We start from the raw sequence: 23,732 nt of genomic DNA, 5'->3' as shown, positions 1-23,732 counted from the left end.
CAGGTCATGACCCGGCGCGCGCCAGGCGCAGTGTCACCAGCTCGAAGGGCCGCAGCGTCAACTTCACCGCGCCGCCCTCCAGTTCCGGCTCCGGTGCGTCGGCGAGCGGCCTCTCGAGCAGGTCGGTCGCAGTCACGTCAGCAATCTCGAAGCCGATGTTCAGCAGGGCCCGTGCCCGGCCGCCCTCCGACTCGTAGAGGCGTACGACGACATCGCCGCTCGCGTCGTCCGCGAGCTTCACCGCGCTGACGACAACCGCGTCGTTGTCGACCGCCACCAGCGGCGCCACCCCCGCGTCACCGCCAACCCTGCGCTCCGGCAGATTGATCCGGAAGCCCTCACGGACCGCGTCGCCGATCACCGCGCCCGGCACCAGGGCATGGCGGAATCGGTGCACGCCCTGGTCGGTCTCCGGGTCGGGGAAGCGCGGGGCCCGCAGCAGCGAGACGCGGAGCGTGGTCGTCGTACCGGAGTCCGACGCCCGGACGGTTCGGGTGACGTCATGGCCGTACGTCGAGTCATTGACCAGCGCCACGCCCCAGCCGGGCTCCTCCATGTGCACGAAGCGGTGGTTGCATGCCTCGAACTTGGCGGCCTCCCAACTGGTGTTGGTGTGGGTGGACCGGTGGAAGTGGCCGAACTGGGTCTCCGACGCGTACCGCTCGGCGTGGATGTCGAACGGGAAGGCCGCCTTGAGGAACTTCTCGGTCTCGTGCCAGTCGACCTCGGTGTCGATGTCGAGACGCTTGGCGCCTGCGTCCAGGGTCAGCAGCTGGGTGACCTTCGAGTCGCCGAAACTGCGGACGACGCGCACGGAGGCCGAGCCTCCGACCGCGGTGACCTCGTCGGCATCGGTCAGATCGGTGACGGTGTTCCGGTAGAACTCGTCCACGTCCCATGCGTCCCACATGTTCGGGAAGTCGGGGTGGATCTGCAGCAGGTTCGCCGCCTGCCCGGGGGCTACCGTCTCGCGCTCCGCGCCGATGTCGTACGCGGAAACCACCAGGCCGCGTGCGTCGATCTCGACCTGGAGGAGGCCGTTGTCGAGGACGAAACCGCCGCCCTCCCGCGGCGACAGCTGGGCCTTGCCGCCGACGGTGGCGACCGCGGCGCCGCCCGCCGCGACGCCGTGCCGCTCGTGCGGGGCGGCGTTGAAGACAAGCTGCTTGCCGGCCGCCGCATCACCCGCGAGACCACGCTGCGCGGCGTCGATGATGCCGGTCAGCTCGTCGGCGACGGCCGCGTACGTCTTCGCCGCCTCCCGGTGCACCCAGGCGATGGACGAGCCGGGCAGGATGTCGTGGAACTGGTGCAGCAGCACCGTCTTCCAGATCCGGTCCAACTGCTCGTACGGGTAAGGGAACCCGGCCCGTACGGCGGCGGTCGCGGCCCACAGCTCGGCCTCGCGCAGCAGGGACTCGCTCCTGCGGTTGCCCTGCTTGGTCTTCGCCTGGCTGGTGAGGGTCGCGCGGTGCAGCTCCAGGTAGAGCTCGCCGACCCAGACCGGCGGGTTCGCGTACTCCGCCTCTGCCTTGGTGAAGAAGTCGGCGGGCTTCTCCCATTCGACGGTCGCCGATCCGTCGAGGCTGCGCAGCCGGGCAGCCTTGGCGACCATCTCGCGCGTGGTGCCGCCGCCCCCGTCGCCCCAGCCGGTGGGGGCAAGAGAGTGCTTGGCGACGCCCTTGTCCTTGAAGTTCTTCGCCGCGTGGGCGATCTCGCTCCCCTTCATCGAGCAGTTGTAGGTGTCGACGGGCGGGAAGTGGGTGAAGATGCGGGTTCCGTCGATGCCTTCCCACTGGAAGGTGTGGTGCGGGAACGTATTGGTCCGGCTCCAGGAGATCTTCTGTGTGAGCAGCCACTTGGAGCCCGCGGCCTTGATGATCTGCGGCAGCCCGGCGGCGAAGCCGAAGGTGTCGGGCAGCCATGCCTCGTCGTTCTCGATGCCGAACTCGTCGAGGAAGAAACGCTTGCCGTGCACGAACTGCCGGGCCATCGCCTCCGAGCCCGGCATATTGGTGTCGGACTCGACCCACATGCCACCGGCGGGCACGAACCGCCCTTCCGCCACCGCCTTCTTGACCTTCGCGTAGACCTCGGGCCGGTGCTCCTTGATCCAGGCGAACTGCTGCGCCTGCGACATGGTGTAGATGAAGTCCGGCTCGTCCTCCAGCAGGGCGGTCATGTTGGACGTCGTACGGGCGACTTTGCGCACCGTCTCGCGCAGCGGCCACAGCCAGGCGGAGTCGATATGGGCATGGCCCACCGCGCTGATGCGGTGCGCGGTCGGTGCGGCGGGCGTCGCCAGGACGCCGGAGAGCTGCTCGCGGGCGGCGGCAGCGGTGCCGTTCACATCCTGCAGATCGATCGCGTCGAGCGCGTGTCCGACGGCGCGCAGGACGTCCCAGCGGCGGGCGCCGTCCACGGGCAGTTCATGCATCAGCTCGCCCAGCACCTCCAGGTCGAGCACCAGTTGCCACACGGTCTCGTCGAAGACGGCGAGATCCATGCGGGTCAGCCGGTACTGCGGGTCCGTGCCCGCCGTCTCCTTGTCGCCGAGCTGTGTCGGCAGGAAGGGGTGGTAGTCGAGGATGACCGGGTTCGATGCCGCCTCGATGTGCAGCCGCACCTCCTCGCCGCCCTCTACGGGCGCGCCGATGCGCACCCACTGGTTGCGCGGGTTGAGCCCCTTCACCGGGGAGCCGTCGGGGCGGTGGACGAGGCCCTCGCACTGGAAGCCGGGCATGTTCTCGTCGAAGCCGAGGTCAAGGATGGCTTCCACGGTCTTCCCGGCCCACTTTGCCGGTACGGTCCCGGTGACCCGGAACCAGCTGGTGCCCCACGGAGCGCCCCACATGTCGCCGACCGCGATCGGCCCGGGCGAGGCGGCTAGGCCTTCGGCGACCGGGACGGGCTCGCCCGGCGCGTTCCAGACGGCCACCTCCAGCGGTACGGATTCGGGGTACACGGCAGGGCGGATGCGCTCGTCGAGAACACGCGTGAGGCGGGCTTCGACCAGGGTGCGGTCGTCATGCATGCGGGGCTGCTCCGTGGGTTTCGGTGGTGGTTACCAGGGGTGGACGGCGGTCGCGGGGGTGGATGCGGTGTAGAGCTCCCCTACTGCGCGCAGTTCGAACCGCGCCGACTTCTCGCCCTGTTCGGGCTTCAGGCCGGGAACGAAGAAGGCTCGCTGGCAGGTTGCGCCGAGGAAGCGCCGTGTCCCGTTCGGCTGGAGCCGGTGCAGTGTGTAGTGCCGTACGGCCCCGGGGGCACCCTGCCAGGTGAACCGCAGGTCGCCGCCCGTGGCGGCGGTGATCCGCAGCTCGGCAGGGGCGGCGGGGCTCTGGGCGGCCTTGTCGCTTACGGCCAGGGCGCCGAGCCGCCATTTCACGGGTCCGCTGCTCGCCGTGAGACGGACGCCGAGCGCGCGCACGGTCCCGGACAGGCCGGTCAGCCGCACGGTCGAGGTGGTCCAGCCACTGCCCGGGCCCAGGGTGCCCACCGAGAGATAGGTGTACGGCGGCGGCACGCCCGGCCCCGAGGGCTCGGCCACGGCGACGGCCAGTTCGACGTTGACCCGGCCGGCGTCGGCGCGGTGGGTGAGCTCGACGACCGTGTCAGCGGTGAGCGGCAGCCTGGTCGCGTACAGGTCCAGTGTGGTGGGCGCGTTGAGCGAGCCGTCGACGAGAAGGCTGCTGCCGCCGTGCCATGCATCGGCGAAGTCATAGGCGACCGAGGGGCGCCGGCCGTTGGTGCGTACGACCCACTGGCGGGACGGCAGGCGGTCCTGGAGACCGAGATGGTTCCACTGCGCGTCCGACGTCACCTTGCCGCCCTCGTACCAGCGCAGTCCGTGGCCGGTGTTGAAGACGGTCGCGAACGGCACGGTGTCCACGGTCGAGCGGTCGGCGACGGCGAGTGCCGGGGCCCGCCAGGTGTCGCCGGGGGTGGGCCGCGACGGGTCGAGCGACTGCCCGCTCCAGAACCGGTCGTCGGCGGCGTGGAACCGGGCCGGTGTGCGGTCGGCGGCAGGCAGGTGGTTGCGGGTCCACTCGGGCCGGTAGAAGCCCAGCGAGACGATGTCCGCCGTGTTCTCGGGAATGATGGCGTCCCAGTCGACGGACCTGTTCCAGCCGCTCGCCTCGACGTCGACCCCGGCCCACAACTCATAGCGGCTTCGGCCGAGTTGCTGAGCGACCCGCCCCGACGAGGCCAGGCTGGACCGCGACCAGCGGAAGTCGACGAACATGGAGTCGGCGGCCTGGAAGAACGCCTTGTTCCGGTCGTTCAGCGCGCCCTGCCAGCTCACCGAGCCGTTCACGGTCATCGAGTCGTACCAGCAGACGCGCAGCCCCTTCGGCGTGCTCAGCGACTTCAGCTCCTTCACGAAGCCGAGCATGTCGGCCGCGAGCGCGCTGTTGCCGCCCCCGGTCTCCGCGTTGATGAACCAGCCGTCGAAGCCGTACGCCGCAGCGAGTGCGACGAGCCGTTCGGCAAGCGGGAATCTGCCGAAGGGGTCCTTCTGGACAAGATCGCGGGTCCAGCGCAGATCGCCGCCATAGGCGACGGGCGGCAGGAAGACATTGCCGACTACGGGCACACCGTGGCGGTGCGCGGCGTCCACGATCGGCGCGTTGGGTGCGAGGATCAGGCCCTCCCCGGCCGAACCGCCCCAGAAGACCAGCTCATCGAGGTACGACCAGTGGGTCAGGGCGTAGTAGTCGGCGGTGGCCGCGCCCTGGGAGGGGTTGCTGGAGGTGGGCCCGAAGGAGACGAGGGACTGGATCCGGGCCTGACCGCCGCGGGCTGTGGTGTTGACCGGCGTCGGCGTGAACCGCTTGGCGAGCGGCACGGCCGACCTGTTGAACGCCAGGTCCGTGTCGTCCTCGGCCCTCCAGGTCTTGAGGCTGCGCCAGGTGATGCCCGGGCCCGGCGTACCGGAGGGGAACGTGTCGGGGTACCAGTAGGAGGCGTACGGCGCGCCGGTGGCCGCCTTTGTCGCGGCGGACGCGGTGCCCTGCGGGAGGGCCGGGGTCACGGCTGCCGCCGCGGATGCGGTGAGGAAGGCGCGTCGGCTGAGGTGGGGCGTCATGGTGTGCTCCGTTTCTTGACTGGGGCTCCGCCCCAGACCCCGCGCCTCAATCTCCCCCAGACTTCGTCCGGGGGGACGGGGCTGGAGTTTCCGCCGGACGGGCGGGATTCAAGCCCGTCCGGCGATTGAGGACAACGCCCGAAGGGCGTGCTGGGGGTCCCCCCACGCCCGCAGGGCGTAGGGGGCGGGTCTGGGGGCTTGCCCCCGGTTCGGGAAGGGGCGGGTAGGGGAAAGGTCATGCGCCGACCTGCCCCGGGGTGACCACTTCGGTGATGCCTCGTGCAGCAAGGTGCTCCTTGTCCTCGGCGCGGCTCGCTAGGACCGCGGTGGGCCGGACACCCTCCGCCGTGAGCCGGGCGAAGGCCTCGAAGAAGGCGCCACCGGGTGCGCAGGTGGCTCGCTGGGGCGCCGTCTCGTCGTCACCGGTGTCGACGACGAGCGCGGTGGTGCGTGGCGCGGGACGGTGTTCCTTCCCCCGCCACTCCTCAGCGATGCGCGCGATCGAGCGGCCGGCCGGTTTCACCTGCCGGTCGTTGGTCAACAGGCCGAGGCTGTACTCGAGTTCGGGGAAGTCGGCGAGCGAGCGCGACACGTCGTGGGAGCACCACCAGGTGACGCCCCACACGTCCGGGCAGTCCAGCGCGGTCGCCACGGTCGCCTCGGTGAAGGCGGCGGCGTGCTCGGCGGGGACGAGTGGCGCGGGCGCGCCGACCTCCTGCAACCACACCGGCCGGTGCGGGTCGAGCGCCCACGCCTTGGAGAGCTCGATCAGATACGCCGCGTGGTGCTCGGTCGCAACTCCCCCGCGCCCGTGGAGCTGGGCGGTGCCGTTGAAGACCCAGGAGTGCACGGCCGTCGCCGCACCGATGCGTGCCGAGTGGGCGGGCGTGAAGGGCTGGTCGTCCTGGTACCAGGCTGCGTCGTACTCGGCGTGCAGATGGAGCCTGCCGGGTGCGCCCTCCTCACAGGCGTCGAGCAGCCGCCGCAGCCAACTGCCCGCCTGCTCCGGGGTGATGCGGTCCGGGTCGGGGTGGGGGCCGCTCGCGAACTGGTTTACCTCGTTGCCGATGGTCATTCCGATGAAGTTCGGCCGGTCGGCGAGAGCGGCCGCGAGCGTACGCAGATACTCCACCTGCCCCTCGACGACATCCGGGTCGGTGAAGATATTGCGCCGGTGCCAGGTCTGCGTCCAGGCCGGCAGGAAGTCGAAGCTCGACAAGTGTCCTTGCAGACCGTCCACATTGACGTCGAGGCCGCGCTCGGCTGCCGCGTCGGCGAGCTGCACGAGCTGTTCGACGGCGCGCGGGCGGATCAGAGTGCGGTTGGGCTGGAAGAGCGGCCAGAGCGGGAAGACCCGGATGTGGTCCAGGCCGAGGCCGGCGATCGAGTCCAGGTCGGCGCGTACGGCGTCGATGTCGAAGTCCAGCCAGTGGTGGAACCAGCCCTGGCTGGGCGTGTAGTTGGCGCCGAAGCGCGGACCGGAAGAGCTCATACGGAAGGGGTGTCCTGGTTCTCTGGAGCGGTGAAGTGCGAGGGGGCGGTGGGGTGCGGGGCGGGTCAGCCCTTGACCGCGCCCTCGCCGACGCCGCGGAAGAAGAAACGCTGCAGGCAGGCGAAGAGGATGATCAGCGGGAGTACGGCGATGATCGTGCCGGCGGCGACGAGGCGTTCGTCGTTGGCGAAGGTGCCGTGCAGATAGTTGAGGCCGATGGTCAGCGTGAAGCTCTCGGGGTCGCTCAGCACGATCAGGGGCCACAGGAAGTCGTCCCAGGCGCCCATGAAGGCGAAGATCGCGACCACGGCGAGGGTGCCTTTGACCGAGGGCAGGGCGATCCTGACGAACCGCTGCCAGGCATTGGCACCGTCGACGAAGGCCGCCTCCTCCACCTCGTAGGGGAGGTTGAGGAAGGCGTTGCGCATCAGCAGTACGTTCATCGCGGCTATGCAGCCGGGCAGCAGCACGGCGATCAGAGTGTTGTTCAGGCCGAGGTCCCGCATAGTCGTGAACTGGGCGATGATGATGCCCTCCACCGGTACGAGCATCGCGAGGATGAACGCCAGGGTGGCGGCCCGGCGGCCGCGGTAGCGCATCCGGGCCAGTGCATAGCCGGCCAGCGAGGCGCCGACGCAATTGGTCAGCACATTGGCGGAGGCGACCTTGAGGGAGTTCAGCGCGTAGTCCCAGACCGGGATGGTGTGGGCGACGCGTGTGTAATTGCCGAGTGTCGGATCGCTCGGCAGGAACTTCGGCGGCGAGCTGAAGATGTCCTCGTGCGGGCCCTTGAGCGAGGTGGACAGCTGCCACAGGAAGGGCCCGACGGTCAGCGCCAGAACGGCGAGCAGAAGTACGTATCGCAGTACGAGCTGCCAGCCGGGGATACGCCTGCCGTCGCCGTCGTTGATCGTGACGGTCTTCACGCGTCCTCCTTGCGGTCGGCGCGGAGCACCAGCAGCATCAGCGCGACGGTGACGACGAAGACGACGACCGAGATGGCTGAGGCGTATCCGACGCGGCCGGTCAGTCCGGTGCCGACGCGCTGGACGAGCATCACGAGCGTGGTGTCCTGGCCCGCCGGGCCGCCGCTGGGTCCCGCCATCAGATAGACCTCGGAGAACACCTTGAAGGCGGCGACCGAGGAGAGCGCCCCGACGAGGACCATGGTGGAGCGGACGGCGGGGACGGTGACGGTGAAGAAGCGGCGTACGGGGCCGGCTCCGTCGACCGCGGCGGCCTCGTGCAGCTCGCGCGGGACATTGGCCAGCGCGGCCAGATAAATGATCATGTAGTAGCCGAGGCCCTTCCAGACCGTGACCGCCATCGCGCTGCACAGCAGCAGCCACTGGTCGCTGAGGAAGCCGACCTTGCCGACACCCACCGCGTCCAGCAGCGAGTTGATCAACCCTCGGTCGTCGAGCATCCACACCCAGATCAGGCCGACCACGACGATGGAGGCCACGACCGGGGTGTAGAAGGCCGAGCGGAAGAAGGTGATGCCGGGGATGTGGCGCTGGACGAGCAGCGCGAGCAGCAGCGGCAGGATCACCAGGGCGGGGACGACACCGAGGACGTACAAAGTGCTGTTGCGCAGCCCGATCCAGAACATTTCGTCGTGGATCAGTTCCTCGAAGTTGGCGAAGCCCACGTACTCGCCGGGGACCAGGGTCCGCCGGTCCGTGAAGGCGTTGACCAAGGTGCTGAAGAACGGATAAAGGCTGAAGGCGCCGACGATCAGGATGCCGGGCGCGGCGAACAGCCAGGGGCTGGACGGCAGATGGCGCCTGATCCCGCGGGCGAGCCGGCGGCCGTCGGAGCCGAGGCTCGAGGCCGACTGACCCGCCGTGGTGATCTCCGACGAGATCGCCGTGGAGGCGGTGGGCGTCGTGGGGGTCTTCATCGCGGACTCGGCTCAGCTCTGCTGCAGCAGCCGGTCACAGGCCTTGACAGCGTTGTCAAGCGCTTCCTTTGGGCTCTCCTTGCCCTGCAGCGCCTTGGCCACCTCATTGCGCAGTTCGGTCTTCATCTGGTCGCTGAACAGCACGGGCGTGTAATTGACCGCGGTCTTCAGCGACTTGGCGGCTGCGATACGGACACGCGTCTCGTCGGTACCGTCCTCCTTGGTGAAGTACGGGTCGTCGAGGGAGCCCGCGGTGCTCGGGAAGATGGCGACCTTCTTCGCGAACTCCATCTGGCGGGTCGCGTCGGTCACGAAGTGGGCGAAGGCGACGGCGGCGGGCTTCTGCTTGGACCGGGAGTTCACCATCACGCCCATGACGTACATATTGGCCTTGCCGGTGCTGCTGATCTGGTCCGTGATGCCGATGTTCTTGTAGAGGCTCGGCGCCTGCTTCTTGAAGTTGCCGAGGTCCAGCGCGCTGCCCGGGTTCATCGCGACGGCCTCGGTGAGGAACTTCTTGCCGGCGGACTCGGGGGTCGCGGTCAGCGCCTGCCCGTCGAGCGCCTTGGCGTCGTACAACTCCTTGTAGCGGGTGAGGAGTTCGACGCCCTTGGCATCGTTGAAGGCGAAGCCGGTGCCTTCCTTGTTCGTCAGCTGGACACCGTAGCGGCCGAAGTCCTCGATGGTGGGCACGTTCGCCAGGGTCGCGATCTTGCCCTTGCTCTTCTCGGCGAGCTTCAGCCCGGAGTCGAAGACTTCGTCGTACGTCGCCGGGGGCTTCTCCGCGTCGAGCCCGGCCTCCTTGAAGAGCCGCTTGTTGTAGAAGAGCGGGCCGGTGTTGAGGTACCAGGGGAAGGCGTATGTGCCCTCCATGCCAGGTATCTGATGGCTCGCCCACGCACCTGGCAGATACTCCTTCTTGTACTGCGCCGCCGCTTTGTCGAGGTCGAGCGCGAGTCCGGCCTTGGCGAGCGGCGCCACCAGGTCCGGGGAGACGTTGACCACGTCGGGCAGGGTGCCGCCCGCGGCATCGGCGCTGATCTTGTCGGCGTAGCCCTCGGCCGGCCGGTCGACCCACTTGACGTCGGTGCCCGGGTACTTCTTCTCGAAGTCCGCGATCAAGCCGTTGAAGTAGTCCTTGAAGTTGGCCTGCAGATTCCACGTCTGGAAGGTGATCTTCCCTTCGACCTTGCCGGAGGCGTCGGACGAGCCGGCTTCCGATCCGCCGCCGCAGGCGCTGAGCGGCAGGGCGGTGGCGACGACGACGGCAGCGGCGAGTGCCCTTCGGGGGATGCGCACGGTGATCGGCTCCTTTGCTCGGACCTGGTTACGCCAGCAGACCTTGCAAGCGAACCGCCGGGGAAGTCAAGACATTCGCGTCAACTAATGCGCAGCCATGAGTATTAGCGCAGGTCAGAGCATTATCGACAGTCGCTTGCCGTGATCAGCTAATGCGCTTTAGAGTGCAGGTGCTCAAGCGCATTAGTACGCAGCGAAAAGGGGCACGGGTGGCAGCGAATACCCCCTCCGGCAAGGACACCTCGCCGGCCAGGCGCGCCCCGGTGCGCCGCCCGACGATGAAGGACATCGCCCAGCGCGCCGGTGTGTCGGAGAGCGCCGTGTCCTTCGCGCTCAACGACCGCCCGGGCGTCTCGGAGATCACCCGCGACCGGATCCGCCGGGTCGCCGAGCAACTGGGCTGGCGGCCGAGCACGGCCGCCCGCGCGCTGTCCGGCGAAGGCGCGGCGACCGTCGGCCTGGTGGTGGCGCGGCCGGCCACCACCCTGGGTGTGGACTCGTTCTTCCTGCAGCTGATCTCGGGCATCCAGGAAGTCCTGGCGGAGCGTCAACTGGGTCTGCTCTTCCAGGTGGTGGACGATGTGGCGGCCGAATGCGCCGTCTACCGGCGCTGGTGGGCCGAGCACCGGGTCGACGGAGTCCTGGTGGTGGACCCCCGCACCGACGACCCACGCCCTGAGCTCCTGGAGGAACTGGGGCTCCCCGGCGTCGTCATCGGCGGGCTGCCGGACGAGCATCCCAATCTCTCTCAGGTGCGCGCCGACGACACCGGGGCGATGGCCTCCATCGTCGGCCGGCTCTACGACCTGGGCCACCGGCGCATCGTGCACATCGCCGGTCTGCCCTCACTCGCCCACACCGACCGGCGCATCCGCTCCCTGCGCGCCGAGGCCGGCCGGCGCGGACTGACCGAGGTCCACTCGGTCACCACGGACTACTCCGACACGGAGGGCGCCGCGGTCACCCGCCGGGTGCTGGCGGGTGACTCGGCGCCCACGGCGCTCATCTACGACAACGATGTGATGGCCGCGGCCGGAGCGACCGTGACGGCGGGCCTCGGCCTGTCCGTCCCCGGCGATGTGTCGATCGTCTCGTGGGAGGACTCGGTCCTGTGCCGGATGGTCCACCCCTGGCTGACCGCGCTCTCCCGGGACACGATCGCCTTCGGGCGGATCGCCGCGCAGGAGCTGACCGCGCTGCTCGACGGCGGCGCGGCCCGGGCCGTCCAGGTACCTCTCCCCCAGCTCATCGAGCGCGAGAGCACAGCGCCGACGGGTAGCGACTAACCTGCCGGGGCCTCCCGGGGCACGATGCCACGTGCGATGCCCAGCTCCACGAGGTCCTGCGGGCGCAGGCGAAGCTGGTCGGCCGTCGCGCGAGTCGCATCGGGCCCGCGTTTGAGGATCGCTGCGGCCAGCTCCGGGGCGATGACGGAGAAGTAACTGTCCGGCGTGACCCAGGTGTTGCGGGGTGCGGCGAGCGCGAGTGCGCCGCCGGAGCCGCCCTCGCCGATCAGCAGGCTGGTGACCGGCACGCGGGCGGTGGCCACGGCGCCGAACAGGTCCGCGATGGAGGCGCCCGCTCCCGCGCGTTCCGCGTCGGCGTCATTGGCGGCGCCCGGTGTGTCGATCAGGGTGAGCACCGGGACGGACAGCCGGTCGGCCAGGCGGATCAACCGGGCCGCGGTGCGGTAGCCGGCCGGGAGTGTGGGGGTGCCGCACTGGGCGGCGTACGCGATGGTCCGGCCCTCGCGCAGGCCGAAGCCGCAGAGCATCCCGGGGTCGACACCTCCGCAGCGGTCGCCGTTGATCGACTCGCGGCTCTCGAAGTACGCGTCGAGATAGGCGGCGGCGCGGGGCCGGCCGGGGGAACGGGCCTGGAGCACCGCGTCCCAGCCGGTGGCGGGGAGCCCGGCACGGCCCAGGGCCCGGGGCGGCGGCGCGGGTTGGAGGAAGTGGCTGGACTCGGCGGCCTGGCCTGCGGCCGGCGGGCGCCCGGCGGCATCGGACGCGGCGGGCAGCGGCGTTGAGGAACCGCCTGTCATCGGCGTCGAGGAACCGTCGGTCAGCAGCCTCAGCCACCGTTCCAGCGTCACGGGCAGCTCCTCCTGCCGCACCACCGCGTCGACATGGCCCGCCGCCCATTGCGCCTCCGCGGTGTACGCGTGCGGATCCGCCTCCGTCGGGCGTACGCGCGAGCCGGCGAAGCCGATCTGGGCGCCGGGCAGCGCCAGGATCACGTCCGCGCCCGCGCCCGGTGTCGCCCAGCCGCCGCCCGTCGTCGGGTCGCGCACCACCGCGACCTGCGCCAGCCCGGCGGCGCGGGTCAGTGCGGACTGCCGTGCCACGCGCTGGAGTTGGGCCAGGGCGCGCATCCCCTCCTGCATCCGGCTGCCGCCGGTAGCGATCAGCGAGACGACGGGCAGCCGTCGCTCTCGCGCATGTATCTGCGCCGCCTCCAGCCCGTCGCCGGTCCGCTCGCCCAGGGACCCGCCCAGGAAGCCGAACTCGAAGGAGATCAGCACCGCTTCGGTGGCTCCGACCAGGCCGGTGCCGCAGACGACCGACTCCTGTTCGCCGGTGCGTTTCGCGGCGCGGGCGCGCTGCTCGTCGTATCCCTGCCAGGCGATGGGGCCGTCGGGGGCGGACATGCCCTCGGGGACGGGCAGTTCGGTGAAGGCGGATGTCACCCGGGCGACGGCATCACGGGCCGTGAGGTGGTCAGCCATGGAGGGCCCGCTTCATGACCTTGCCCATGTCGTTGCGCGGCAGGGCGTCGAGAAAGCGCACGTCACGAGGGCGTTTGTGCGGGGCGAGCTGCGCTGCGACATGCGCGGACAGCTCCTCGGGCGCGGGTGGCTCGGACGGGTCGGCGGGCACGATCCAGGCGACGATCCGCTCGCCCAGGTCCGCGTCCGGCTCCCCGGTCACCGCCGCCTCCAGTACGCCGGGGTGGTCGAGCAGGGCGTTCTCGATCTCGCCCGCGCCGATCTTGTAGCCGCCGCTCTTGATGAGGTCGGTGGCCTTGCGGCCGACGATCCGGACATACCCGTCCGCGTCGAGGCTCGCCATGTCCCCCGTACGGAACCAGCCGCCGTCGAAGGCCGCCGCGGTCGCGTCGGGCCGGTTCAGATACTCCGTGAAGAGGTTCGGCCCGCGCACCTGGATCTCTCCGATGCCGTCGCTCTCGTCGACCAGCCGCAGCTCAACTCCCTTGAGGGGCAGGCCGACCGTGCCGGGACGCGGTTCGCCGTCGGCGCGCACCGAGGTGTTCATGAGCGTCTCGGTCATGCCGTACCGCTCGATGACCCTGCGGCCGGTCGCCGCCGCGATCCGCTCGTGGTCGTGCACGGGCAGCGCGGCCGAGCCGGAGACCAGCAGCCGGGCTCCGGCCAGGGCCTTCGCGAGCCGCGGATCGCCGGGAAGTGCCTCAGCGATCCGGTGATACATCGTCGGCACGCCGAACAGCATCGTCGCGCCCGACTCCAGCTCGCGCGCCACGCCGTCCGTGCTGAACCGTCCCAGATGCCGCACCGAGCCGCCGCGGCGCAGCGGGCCGAGGATGCCGAGGATCAGCCCATGGACGTGGAAGAGCGGAAGGCCGTGGACGAGGACGTCGTCGGAGGTCCACTGCCAGGCGTCCTCAAGGGCGTCCAGGGTGGAGGTGATCGCGCGGCGCGGCAGCACGGCGCCCTTGGGCGGCCCCGTGGTGCCCGAGGTGTAGACGATGAGGGCGGGCGCATCGGCGGACGGCTCGGGCGGCAGCGGCGCTCGCGCCGCGGTGGTCTCGATGTCCGTACGCGGCAAGGCGCGGAGCGCCGGGGGCAGTTCGGCGCCCGGCTCCGCCAGTACGAGTGACGGCGCGCTGTCCGAGACGATGTGGGCCAGCTCGCGCTCGCCTGTCTTCGGGTTGAGGGGTACGGCGGGCACACCCGCCAGCAGCGCGGCCACGACGCCCACCGCCGTCTCCAGGGTGGGCGTCGCCCAGACCGCGACCCTGCGCGCATCGCTGATCCGGGCGGCCAGCGAGCCTGCCGCCGCGGCCAGTTCGGCGTGGGTCAGGGACCGGTCGCCGAACCGGAGGGCGGGCAGCGGCGACCGGGCGGCGAGGGCAGGGAAGAGAGGGGACACGCGTCGTGCTCCTTGCTGTCGTCGAGTCTGACCGGTCGTCCGAAGCCCGGCATCACGATGATCCCTCCGCACGCCGTCCGCTGGGTGAAAACCGGCTACGAAGCCCGGTCGCCGGGTGCGTACCGGACGAGCATGTTGTCGGTGCCGTCCCAGGTGTGCGTGGACAGCAGCCGTAGCGGGGGCACCGGTCCGGCACCGAAGGCCGGCGTCCCGCCGCCGACGACGACCGGCCCGATCATCAGGTGGAGTTCGTCGACGAGGCCGGCGGCGAGCAGATCGTTCCACAGGGTGCGGCTGCCGAAGACCAGGATGTCGCGGCCAGGGCCTTTTTTGAGCTCGGCGATCTGCTGGTGGGCGTCCACGCGCCGGACGATGCGCGTGGTGTCGTGCCACGGCTTGGTCCGGCTGTCGGTGAGGGTGTCGGCCGTGTCGCTCCGCGGCGGGCCGTGGTCGGGCGAGAGGATCCGCCGGGGGCGGCGGGCGGCAAGCCGCAGGCAGGCGTTGGTGCTGATGCGGTAGAGCCACGTACCCAGCGAACTGCGGCCCTCGAAGCCGGACAGGCCACGCCAGGCCGCGAGCAGCGACTCCTGCAACCCGTCCTCGGCGTCCTGCACCGAGCCGAGCATCCGGTAGCAGTGGGCGTACAGCTCGCGCCTGTGGCTGTCGACCAGCTCCTCGAAGGCCGCCGGGTCACCCCGGCGGGCCGCGGCCGGCAGTTCCGGCTCCGGGAGCACATCCACGTCATCCATCGCGACCATCATCACGGTGGGGTGCGGTATCCGCACCCCACCGCGTCTCAGCCGGTGATCCGGAACGAATCGATGTGATCAGTGCCTTCCGTGCGTGCGCGTCAGCGCATCGGGGCGACGCCCGTGTCGCCGCGGGAGCCTGCGCGGGCTCGCAGGCGAGCGGGTGCGCGGACGTCCATGGCGGCCATGGCCAGGCCGAGCAGCAGGGCCACAGCGCCGACGATGATGTTGTTGACGATGGTCCGAGTCGTGTCGACGTTACCGACGACGACCCACGGAGAGATGATCGTCCATGCTCCGATGACTATCGCGCACCAGGCCATGGCGTGTGTCCGCTCGTATGCCGAGCCGAACCCGCCCATGCACAGGACATAGGCGGCGCCGGTGATCAGGTTGCACACTGCCAGCGTGGTGAGGCCGTTGAACCCGGCTATCCACGGCGATGCGGCCAGGTACAGGCCGGTCAGCAGGGCGAGTGTCTCGATCGCCTGGGCACGGGGAGTTGTGGTCGCCCGTTCGAACCGGGAGCGCATCTCGGCCAGATCGGGGTGTTGCTCGATGCTCGGATGGGTGGTCATTGCGGGCCGCCTCCATTCAGAAGCCTTTATCTGCCCTTTAACTCCGATATAACGCTTGCTCGGGCATTCCAGTCAACCGGTGGGACCAAGCACCTTTGGCCGGTACTTCTCCGGCCGCTCCACGGGGTGCCCGGACCTGGCGAGAAGAGCACCATGGGGTCATGGAGGGACGCATCGGTGACATCAGCGCACCAGGGCGCGTCGCCGCGCCCGACGAGGGCATCGGTTTGGACGAACTGGCCCTCGCGGCCCGCAATCACGGGCTTCCGCTGGAGGCCATGCGCTACGACCTCACCCCGGCCGGACTGCACTATGTCCTGGTCCACTACGACATCCCCGCGGCCGACGCCGATGGGTGGGAGCTGACCGTCAGCGGCCGGGTGCGCACTCCGCTGACGCTGGACATGGCGACGCTGCGGTCGTTCCCGGCAGCCACCCAGCGCGTGACGATGGAGTGCGCGGGCAACGGCCGGGCCCGGCTCTCGCCGCGCCCGGTGAGCCAGCCCTGGCTGGTCGAGGCGGTCGGAACCGCCGAGTGGACCGGGGTGCCGCTGCGCACGCTGCTCGCCGAGGCCGGGGCGGATGCGGATGCCGTCGAGGCCGTCTTCACCGGAGCCGACCATGGCGTCGAGCGCGGTGTCGAGCAGGACTACCGGCGCAGTCTGCCGTTGCCCCTGGCCATGGGCGACGATCCGCAGGTGCTGGTGGCGTACGCGATGAACTGGCGGCCCCTGCCGCCGCAGCACGGCAGTCCGCTACGGCTGATCGTCCCCGGCTGGTACGGCATGGCGCACGTGAAGTGGCTGCGCGACATCGCCCTCACCGACACCCCGTTCACCGGCTTCCAGCAGACGGTTGCCTACCGCTACCGGCAGCAGGCCGACGACCCCGGCGAACCGGTCACCCTGATCGCGCCACGAGCCTTGATGATCCCGCCCGGGTTCCCCGACTTCATGTCCCGGGCCCGTGTCGTACGCGCCGGTGAGGTGCCACTGGAGGGCCGGGCCTGGTCCGGGCACGCCCCGGTGACGAGGGTGGAGGTGAGCACCGACGGCACCAGCTCCTGGCGCGAGGCCGAACTCGCCCCGGCGGACGGCCACCGGTGGGCCTGGCGGCGCTGGCAGTCCTCCTGGGCCGCCACGCCGGGCAGCCATGTGCTCAGCGCCCGCGCCACCGACGCCGAAGGCCACACTCAGCCCCTCACCCAGCCATGGAACCGCGGCGGCTTCGCCAACAACCTGGTCCAGCGGATCTCCGTGCTGTGTCTGGAGAACTAGATCTTCACGACGGCAGCGCCTGCTCGGCCCAGATCGTCTTGCCCGCGGATGTGTGCCTCGTGCCCCACCGCAGGGTCATCTGCGCGACGAGGAAGAGACCCCGGCCGCCTTCGTCGTCGCTGCCGGCGTGGCGCAGATGGGGTGAGGTGTGTCCGGTGTCGGAGACCTCGCAGATCAGCGTCTGCTCGCGGATGAGCCGCAGCTGAATCGGGCCGGAGGCGTACCGCATGGCATTGGTGACGAGCTCGCTCACCACCAGCTCGGTGGTGAAGACGAGGTCGTCAAGGCCCCACTCGCCGACCTGCTCGGCGACCGCGGCCCGGGCCCGGCCGACCTCCTCCGGATCGGCCTCCAGCTCCCATGCGGCCACCTGGTGGCGGTCCAGCGTGCGCGTGCGTACGAGCAGCAGGGCGGCGTCGTCGTCCACGGAACCGGGCTGCAGCGGCCCCACCGCCTGGTCGCACAGTTCCTCCAACGGGCGTCGGTGCTCGGTGAGGACGGCGCGGAGCCGGTCGAATTCGGCGTCGACGTCCCGGCCCCGGCCCCGGACGAGGCCGTCGGTGAACATGGCGACGAGGCTGCCTTCCGGCAGTATCAGTTCCGCGCTCTCGAAGGGCAGGCCTCCCAGACCGAGGGGCGGGCCCGCAGGCAGGTCGGGGAAGGTGACCGAGCCGCTTGCCGGGTCGACGACGCCAGGGAGGATATGGCCGGCGCGCGACATTCTGCAGAGTCCGGACACCGGGTCGTACACGGCGTACAGGCACGTCACCCCAAGCCCGTCATGGTCCGTCCCGCTGTCGCTCTCAGTGAAGGCTGCGTCGTGCTCGTCGGCGGTCTGGCCGATCAGGTCGTCCAGGCGCGCGAGGAGCTCGTCCGGCGCGAGGTCGAGCCGGGCGAGCACACGTACGCTCGTGCGCAGCCGACCCATGGTGGCTGCGGCGCGCAGACCGTGGCCGACCACATCGCCCACGACCAGACCGACCCGCGCGCCCGACAGGGGGATGACATCGAACCAGTCGCCGCCGACTCCGGCCCTGCTGTCCGCGGGCAGATAGCGGTACGCCATCTCGACGGCGGTGAGCCGCGGCAGAGTCTGCGGAAGCAGACTGCGCTGAAGCATGAGGGCGGCGGCGTGCTCGCGGGTGAAGCGGCGGGCGTTGTCGATGCATACGGCGGCCCGGGCGACCAGCTCGTCGGCGACCGCCACCTCACCGGCGTCGAACGGGTCGGGGTGGCTGTCCCGCGCAAAGGTGACCACTCCCAGCGTGGCGCCCTCGGCACGCAGGGGCACGACCAGCCGCGAGCTCCCGGGCACTCGCCCGTCACTGCCGGGCGTGACCAGCCGGCGTTCCAGTACGGACCGCCCCGAGGAGAGGCTGCGGGCCTGGGGCGAGTCCGGCGGGAAGTCGATCCGCTGGGCGGGCCGGGCTTCGTTCGGGCCCGGCGCCTCCTGTCCCGGCGCTCCCCACACCCGGACCACGCTACTCGTCGGCTCGCTGCCCGGCGTGGGCTGCTCGCCGCCCAGGACTTCCTCCAGGAGGTCGACAGTGACCGCGTCGGCGAACTGCGGGACGATGACAGCGGAGAGCTCCTGCGCAGTGCGGGCCATGTCCAAGGTGGTGCCCACCTGTCCCCCCGCTCGGACCAGAAGGTCCAGTCGCTGCTGCGCGAGATAGCGGGCGGTGATGTCCACCGTCTCCTCGCACACGCCCAGCGAGGAGGACCCGGCGTCCTGCAGCCGGTAGTAGGAGCACGACCAGACATGGTCGTGGTCCGGGTCCACGGGCGGGCGGCCTCGGTAGTGGAGCTCGATGACGGGCTCGCCGGTGACCAGCACCCTCCGCATGACCTCCTCCAGAGTCGCCGGATACCGCGAAGAGAGGACCTCGCCATGGGTCACCATGTCGTCCGGGCCCATGCCCGCGTACTGGGAATTGCCCATCTCCTGGACCAGGGCGAAGTTCGTCCACACCACCCGCAACTGCGTGTCGTAGATGGCCAGGCCGACCGGTGATTGCGTGGCCAGGCCGCGGAGCATCGCCTGCAGGGCCTCCCACTGTTCCGTCTCGTCCGCGTCGGCCAGGCTCAGCACCCGGGCGGGCCCGGCTCCCGCGTGGGACAGCGGAAGCACCGCGGTGGCCACGCGGAGGGTACGGCCGTCCCGGTGCCGCATGGGCAGCACCTGTCGGCGCGAGAACGGGGCGCCCGACGGCAGGTCCGCGGCCGTGCGATGCCCGCCCGCGGGGTGCACCACCAGGGCGCCGATCGGGTGCCCGAGCACTTCGTGCGACGGGTAGCCCAGCAGCTCCTGGGCCGTGGGGCTCCAGCCGACGACGGTGCCGTGGGTGTCCAGTACGGCCGTGGCCGCTCTCGTGACGTCGAGGGGACCGCGGAAGCCGCGATTCTCGGCTGCGTTCAGCGTGCTCATGGCGCTCGCCTCGCTCCGGCCCCGGCCCCGTGCGCCGACGAGGCCTCGGTCCAGCGGGCGGCGAGCAGCAGTGCGATGTCGTCGGGCCGGTCGGTGGCGTGCCGAGCCTCGCGGATGAGGCGGTCGGCCGTCTCGGCGAGAGGGGACGAGCCGGCTTCGGCGAGTGTGCTGCGCAGCTGGTCGATGCCGAGGTCGATGTCGCTTCCCGGCTGCTCCACCAGCCCGTCGGTGAACAGCGCCAGGACCTCGCCCCGCTCGAGCTGCAGTTCGGTGACGGGGTACGACGCGTCGACGTCGACGCCGAGCACGACGCCGCCGGGAAGGTCCAGGACCTCGGTGCGACCGTCGACGTGTCGCAGCAGGGGCTGCGGGTGCCCGGCCCGCACGGCCTGCGTCGCGCCCGTCGACGGGTCGAGGACGATGTAGCAGCAGCTGGCGAACTGGCCGGGATCGAGGTCGATGAGCATCCGGTTGGTGCCGGCCACCACCTGCTGCGGATCGTGCACGTTGAGGGCGAAGGCGCGTACGGCGCTGCGCAGTTGGCCCATGGTGGCGGCGGCGGCGACGCCGTGTCCCTGTACGTCGCCGATGACCAGGGCAACACCCCGGTCGGTCTCGATGACGTCGTACCAGTCGCCTCCGACCTCCATGCCCTGGGTGCCCGGGAGGTACCGCCCGACAGTGTCGACGTGTTCCAGTACGGGCAGCCGGTGCGGCAGCAGAGCGGCCTGCAGGCCGCGAGCGAGGGCGGCCTCGGTGTCGTAGCGCTGGGCTCGCTGGAGGGCCTGTGCGATGAGTCCGGCCAGCGCGGTGAGAACTGTGCGCTCTTCGGGGCTGAAGCCGCGCGGCTGGTCGAAGCCGAGGATGCAGGAGCCGACGGGACGCCCGGAGGCGATCAGCGGCAGGAAGGCCCTGGCGCCCACGTTGGCGTCCATGGGTATGCCGGGGTAGGCGACGGCCAGGCGTTCCATGGACTCGAAGAACATGGGGCGGCCGGTGGTGAGGGTCTCCACGCCGGGCAGCCGGGCGTCGAGCCCGACGCCGTCGAATCGGTCCAGGAAGCCCTGAGGAAAACCGGTCTCCCAGGCGAGGTAGAGATGTCGCTCGTTCAGGAGGTAGATCGCCAGCTGCCGGCCGCCGAAGGCGGGCAGCAGTTCCTCCGTGACCACGGCGGACACCTGACGGGCGGTGACGGCCTCGGTCAGCGCGATGGCCAGGGCGACCGGGCGGTACAGCGCGGAGGCGCGGTCCGCGGAGGAGCCGAGTCCCGTGCCCGGCAGGGTGACGGACTCGGGCGAGTACGCGGGTTGGTCCTCAGCGGCGGCAGTGAGGGTCACTCCGTCGTGGCCGGGGTAGAGCCAGACGGACATCCACTCCTTGGAGGCACTCTGGGCCATGAAGTGGACGGGCTCGTGGGAGATCAGTGCGGCCCGGAAGTGGTCCTCGTAGCCAGGGTGCCCCAACCACGGCAGTGCCTCCCACAGGACGCGCCCGGCCAGCTCGGACCGGGCGTGGCCGAGCAAGGTCTCCGCGCTGTGGTTGATGTGGGTGATCCGGCCGAGGCGGTCGAGCGAGAAGATGCATCGCGGGAGCCGGTCGGTGGCTTCGGCGGCGATCGGCCCGACGCCGAGGTCCACGAGGAAGCCGGTCAGATGACTGCCGAGGCCGTCGCCCGGCGAGAGCGCGCGGCCCGAGATTTCCAGCAGGTGAGGTCGGCCGTCGGGTCCCCGTAGCCGCATCCTGCGCGCCACCGGCCGGCCCGACTCCACCGCCTGTCGGGCGATCGTCCACAGTCCGTACACGTCCTCCGGCGCCAGCCGCGCCGCAAGCGCCTCGACGGTGCCGGGGAAGGCCGCGGGGTCGCTGCCGAGGATCGCGCACAGCTCCTCGTCGGCGGATATGGAGCCACTGTCGAGGTCCCAGTCGAAGCGACCGATCCGCACCGGCGGCGTGGTGGCCGCGGGCAGTTGGACGGAGACCGGTTCACCGTCCCACTCGACGAGCGTTCCGTCCGCGCCCAGCTCCGCGAGGGCGCCGCTGAGGCGCCTTGCGGCGACATTCAGCCGTCGGCGGTCGCTCTGGCTGACCGCGTTTCCGGGGGTGGCCCGGCGCAGCACCACGAGCACCCCGTACTTCTCGCGGCCGCTGACGACCGGTTCGTACAGGGAGCCGAAGGGGTACGGCATGCCCGCCATCAGCTGCGGGAAGCGGCGCATGGCTTCCTCGGCGTCGGCGAGATGGACGGCCTGGCCGGATCGGTGGGCCTCGGCCACCGGGAACGGCCGGTTCACATGCATGCGCCACCAGGGGCGGAAGAGCCGGGCCGGCAACCCGGCGAGCACGGCGAGGCGGAGCAGCCCCTGCGTCCGGGAGCGCAGATAGATGCCGCCTGCGTATCCGCCGACCGATTCGATTCCGCTGACGGCGGCCTGTGCGAGCACCATGGCCAGTTCGTCCGGAACCCGGCCGGTGGTGTTCGGTTTCCCGGGCGGCGACCCGCTCTCGCTCAGCGGTGCGTGCCCGGCCGCCCCGTACCAGTTCACACAGCCAGCATGCTCCCCGGCGGCAGTGCGGCGCATCTCATTGCCCCGCCCGCACCGACGGCCACTGGGCTGCCGAATGGAACATTTCACCCATCGGCCGAGTAAAATTACACACAGGAAGTTGTCCCTTCAAATTCCTGCGCGCGAGCCTGGAGGCAACAGTGGATGTCCTCGTGCTCATCGGTCGCATTCTCTTCTGCGTCCTGTTCCTCAACTCGGCGGTGGGCCACCTCACCAAGACGAAGGCCATGGCTGGTTACGCCGCCTCGCGTGGCGTCCCCGCCCCCGTGCCGGCGACCGCGGCCAGCGGAGTCCTTCTCCTGGCCGGCGGGCTGATGGTGGTGTTCGGGGTCTGGGCGGACCTGGGCGCGCTGCTGCTGGTCGTCTTCCTCGTCCCGACGGCGCTCCTGATGCACCCCTTCTGGAAAGAGACCGACGAACAGGCCAAGACGGTGGAGATGGCCTCCTTCTTCAAGGACCTGTCGCTGACCGGTGCGGCGCTGATGCTGCTGGCCTTCTTCGCGTACGCGGGCCACGATCTCGGGCTCACGCTCACGGGTCCGCTCTTCGACATCAGCTGACGCCCCCCTTCTACGTGGGAGGTTTGAACGGGTCCGCGTCGTACGTCGTCAGCCAGGCGCTCAGCTCCTGCGAGGTCATGTTGACACCACACGTGGAACTCCGCCCAGAGCGCGTCGAGTTCAAGGGTGTCGATGTCGGCCATGAGTCCTCCCGAGTGTTTGCGTGGCCTCCTCGGACCTGGTCTCAGACCGTGGAGGAGAGGCTGCGCAGGGTGTCGAGCACCTCTCGGTCGGAGACCTGGCCGAAGTCCGCGTACCACTGCCCCACCGAGTGGAAGTTGTTCGGCTGGTGCAAGCACATGAGGTCGTCGGCCTCCTCCTTCAGTTCCACGGCGCTGCGGGGAGCGCAGACCGGTACGGCCAGCACCAGCCGTCCGGGGTTCTGGCGGCGCAGATGGCGCAGCGCAGCGCGTGCGGTGATGCCCGTGGCGAGGCCGTCGTCGACCAGGATGACGCTTCGGCCCTGCACCTGAGGTTCGGGCCGCCCGCCACGGTAGAGGTCGTCGCGACGGTGCAGTTCGAGCCGTTCCATGGCCACCTCCGCCGCGAACTCCGACTCGTCCAGGCCCAGGACTTCCAGCGCCAGGCGGTCGAAGACGGGCGGATCCTCGCCGACGATCGCCCCGATGCCGACTTCCGGTGCGCCCGGGGCACCGATTTTGCGGACCACGAGGACGTCCATGGGTACGTGCAGGGCCCGGGCGACCTCCGCGGCGACGGGCACGCCGCCACGAGGCAGAGCGAGCACGACGACGTCAGTGAGGTCACCGTCCGCCGCCCAGTCCAGGAACCTGACGCCGAGCTCCTGGCCTGCGTGCCGACGACTGTCGAATCGCATGGCGTCCCTCCTAACGGCCGGCGTCCGAGGTGCGTGAACCCGGTTCCGCCATCCTCCGGTGCGCAACCGCCTTCACGCTGTCAGGGAGCACCCTGCTGGCGAGCCCCTGGACCTTGGTCCTGGCAGAACCCGCGACGAGCTTCTTCCTCCCGGCCATGAGCGCCTCGAAACCCTGCCGCGCCACCAGCTCGGGATCGTCCTTCGGCTGCCGGCCGACCTTTGTGTTCTCCATCCCTGCCCGGTGGAAGAACTCCGTGTCGGTCGGCCCCGGCATGAGTGAAGTGATCGTCACACCCGTGTCCTTGAGCTCGTTCTGCAAGGCCTGCGCGAACGACTGGATGAAGGACTTCGAGGCGTTGTACACGGCCTGGTAGGAGCCCGGCACGGTCGAGGCTATGGAGGAGGTGAAGAGCAGTCTGCCCTCGCCCCGGGCGACCATGTCCGGCAGCAGACGCTTCGCCAGCTGCACGGTCGAGGTGATGTTGAGGTCGATGATGCGGAGCTCGTCCGCGAGGTCCGTCTCGACGAACGCGCCGCCCTGGCCGACACCCGCGTTGAGCGCGGCGGCCGCGACCGGCCGGCCCGTGGCCGAGACGACCCGGTACAGCTGCTCCACGCCGCCCTGGGTGGCCAGATCGGCGTGGACCGCCTCAACCGCCACGCCTGCTCCGCTCGCCCGGACCTCGTCCGCCGCGAGGTGCAGTTCGCCGTCCTCCGCCGTCAGTACGAGGTCGAATCCGTGCTCCGCGAATTGCTTGGCCAATTCGAAACCGATGCCGCTCGATGCACCTGTGACGACGGCCAGTGGCTTGGTCTCGTTCATGC

At 70.4% G+C, this 23,732-nt stretch carries 17 protein-coding genes; 3 read left to right on the top strand and 14 right to left on the bottom strand.

Annotated features, from left to right (window positions below; genetic code table 11):
• Positions 1-4 precede the first annotated feature (4 nt).
• The 6 genes from QFZ67_RS35340 to QFZ67_RS35315 all read right to left on the bottom strand — a co-directional run bounded on the left by QFZ67_RS35340 (position 5) and on the right by QFZ67_RS35315 (position 9,783).
• Positions 5-3,034 (bottom strand): glycoside hydrolase family 38 C-terminal domain-containing protein, encoded by a 3,030-nt coding sequence (locus tag QFZ67_RS35340; RefSeq protein ID WP_307665112.1) that lies wholly within the window; start codon positions 3,032-3,034, stop codon positions 5-7.
• 30 nt (positions 3,035-3,064) lie between these two features.
• The gene (locus QFZ67_RS35335; protein WP_307665111.1) at positions 3,065-5,089 is read right to left on the bottom strand and encodes an endo-beta-N-acetylglucosaminidase; all 2,025 of its coding nucleotides are present in this window, start codon (positions 5,087-5,089) and stop codon (positions 3,065-3,067) included.
• A gap of 235 nt (positions 5,090-5,324) precedes the next feature.
• Complete coding sequence (locus QFZ67_RS35330) at positions 5,325-6,581, bottom strand: glycosyl hydrolase (protein WP_307665110.1); 1,257 nt, start codon at positions 6,579-6,581, stop codon at positions 5,325-5,327.
• Between the two features lie 65 nt (positions 6,582-6,646).
• The gene (locus tag QFZ67_RS35325) at positions 6,647-7,507 is read right to left on the bottom strand and encodes a carbohydrate ABC transporter permease (RefSeq protein ID WP_307665109.1); all 861 of its coding nucleotides are present in this window, start codon (positions 7,505-7,507) and stop codon (positions 6,647-6,649) included.
• Positions 7,504-8,484 (bottom strand): carbohydrate ABC transporter permease, encoded by a 981-nt coding sequence (locus QFZ67_RS35320; RefSeq protein ID WP_307665108.1) that lies wholly within the window; start codon positions 8,482-8,484, stop codon positions 7,504-7,506. Before QFZ67_RS35320 ends, QFZ67_RS35325 begins: the two co-directional genes overlap by 4 nt.
• A gap of 12 nt (positions 8,485-8,496) precedes the next feature.
• Complete coding sequence (locus QFZ67_RS35315) at positions 8,497-9,783, bottom strand: ABC transporter substrate-binding protein (protein WP_307665107.1); 1,287 nt, start codon at positions 9,781-9,783, stop codon at positions 8,497-8,499.
• 278 nt (positions 9,784-10,061) lie between these two features.
• Between QFZ67_RS35315 and QFZ67_RS35310 the strand changes: the two genes are divergently transcribed.
• Entirely contained in the window at positions 10,062-11,069 is a 1,008-nt protein-coding gene (locus QFZ67_RS35310) for a LacI family DNA-binding transcriptional regulator (protein WP_307666086.1), read from the top strand.
• Here QFZ67_RS35310 and QFZ67_RS35305 read toward each other — a convergent pair.
• From QFZ67_RS35305 to QFZ67_RS35290, 4 genes are all read right to left on the bottom strand, one after another.
• The gene (locus QFZ67_RS35305) at positions 11,066-12,511 is read right to left on the bottom strand and encodes a carboxyl transferase domain-containing protein (protein ID WP_307665106.1); all 1,446 of its coding nucleotides are present in this window, start codon (positions 12,509-12,511) and stop codon (positions 11,066-11,068) included. The two genes, QFZ67_RS35310 and QFZ67_RS35305, sit on opposite strands and share 4 nt — an antisense overlap.
• Positions 12,504-13,913: an acyl-CoA synthetase gene (locus QFZ67_RS35300; RefSeq protein WP_307665105.1), complete on the bottom strand. Its 1,410-nt coding sequence runs from the start codon at positions 13,911-13,913 to the stop codon at positions 12,504-12,506. Before QFZ67_RS35300 ends, QFZ67_RS35305 begins: the two co-directional genes overlap by 8 nt.
• Before the next feature lie 95 nt (positions 13,914-14,008).
• Entirely contained in the window at positions 14,009-14,662 is a 654-nt protein-coding gene (locus tag QFZ67_RS35295; RefSeq protein WP_307665104.1) for a sigma-70 family RNA polymerase sigma factor, read from the bottom strand.
• Between the two features lie 101 nt (positions 14,663-14,763).
• Positions 14,764-15,240: an SPW repeat protein gene (locus QFZ67_RS35290; protein ID WP_307665103.1), complete on the bottom strand. Its 477-nt coding sequence runs from the start codon at positions 15,238-15,240 to the stop codon at positions 14,764-14,766.
• Between the two features lie 161 nt (positions 15,241-15,401).
• Between QFZ67_RS35290 and QFZ67_RS35285 the strand changes: the two genes are divergently transcribed.
• Entirely contained in the window at positions 15,402-16,517 is a 1,116-nt protein-coding gene (locus QFZ67_RS35285; RefSeq protein ID WP_307665102.1) for a sulfite oxidase, read from the top strand.
• 4 nt (positions 16,518-16,521) lie between these two features.
• Here the strand turns inward: QFZ67_RS35285 and QFZ67_RS35280 are convergent, their stop codons facing one another.
• Complete coding sequence (locus tag QFZ67_RS35280; RefSeq protein WP_307665101.1) at positions 16,522-18,945, bottom strand: SpoIIE family protein phosphatase; 2,424 nt, start codon at positions 18,943-18,945, stop codon at positions 16,522-16,524.
• Complete coding sequence (locus QFZ67_RS35275; protein WP_307665100.1) at positions 18,942-21,524, bottom strand: SpoIIE family protein phosphatase; 2,583 nt, start codon at positions 21,522-21,524, stop codon at positions 18,942-18,944. Before QFZ67_RS35275 ends, QFZ67_RS35280 begins: the two co-directional genes overlap by 4 nt.
• Positions 21,525-21,649: 125 nt before the next feature.
• On the opposite strand from QFZ67_RS35275, the gene QFZ67_RS35270 reads away from it, so the two are divergent.
• On the top strand, positions 21,650-22,069 hold the full coding sequence (locus tag QFZ67_RS35270) for a DoxX family protein (RefSeq protein ID WP_307665099.1): 420 nt from the start codon (positions 21,650-21,652) through the stop codon (positions 22,067-22,069).
• Positions 22,070-22,253: 184 nt separating this feature from the next.
• Here QFZ67_RS35270 and QFZ67_RS35265 read toward each other — a convergent pair whose 3' ends face one another.
• Both QFZ67_RS35265 and QFZ67_RS35260 read right to left on the bottom strand, forming a co-directional pair.
• Positions 22,254-22,907, bottom strand: a complete 654-nt coding sequence (locus QFZ67_RS35265; RefSeq protein ID WP_307665098.1) for a phosphoribosyltransferase — start codon at positions 22,905-22,907, stop codon at positions 22,254-22,256.
• Between the two features lie 10 nt (positions 22,908-22,917).
• On the bottom strand, positions 22,918-23,730 hold the full coding sequence (locus tag QFZ67_RS35260; RefSeq protein ID WP_307665097.1) for an SDR family oxidoreductase: 813 nt from the start codon (positions 23,728-23,730) through the stop codon (positions 22,918-22,920).
• Positions 23,731-23,732 lie beyond the last annotated feature (2 nt).

The organism is Streptomyces sp. V1I1 (assembly GCF_030817355.1).
Taxonomy (GTDB): domain Bacteria; phylum Actinomycetota; class Actinomycetes; order Streptomycetales; family Streptomycetaceae; genus Streptomyces.
This window is presented reverse-complemented; position numbering and strand designations above follow the sequence as displayed.